1 protein-coding gene is annotated in these 243 nt (G+C 67.1%); it reads left to right on the top strand.

Features of this window, described 5'->3' with window-relative positions:
* Positions 1-243: UDP binding domain-containing protein (locus ACLJNW_RS27890; RefSeq protein WP_410961837.1), on the top strand; the 243-nt coding region annotated here is incomplete at both ends.

The following is a 243-nucleotide window of genomic DNA, read 5'->3' as shown; positions in this document are numbered from 1 at the left end:
GCCGAACACCGACGACATGCGCGACGCGCCCAGCCGCGAACTGATGGAAGCGCTCTGGCGCCACGGCGCGCAGGTGCGCGCCTACGATCCCGAAGCCATGCAGGAAACCCAGCGGCTCTATGGCCACGACGAACGCCTGAGCCTGATGGGCACCCCCGAGGCGACCCTGGGAGGCGCCGATGCGCTGGTCATCTGCACCGAGTGGCAGCAATTCAAGGCACCGGATTTCGAGCTGCTCAAGGA

Source organism: Salmonella sp. SAL4457, assembly GCF_046548235.1.
Classification (GTDB): domain Bacteria; phylum Pseudomonadota; class Gammaproteobacteria; order Enterobacterales; family Enterobacteriaceae; genus Salmonella; species Salmonella enterica.
The sequence above is the reverse complement of the archived record's forward strand: the minus strand, read 5'-3'. Positions and strand labels throughout refer to the sequence as shown.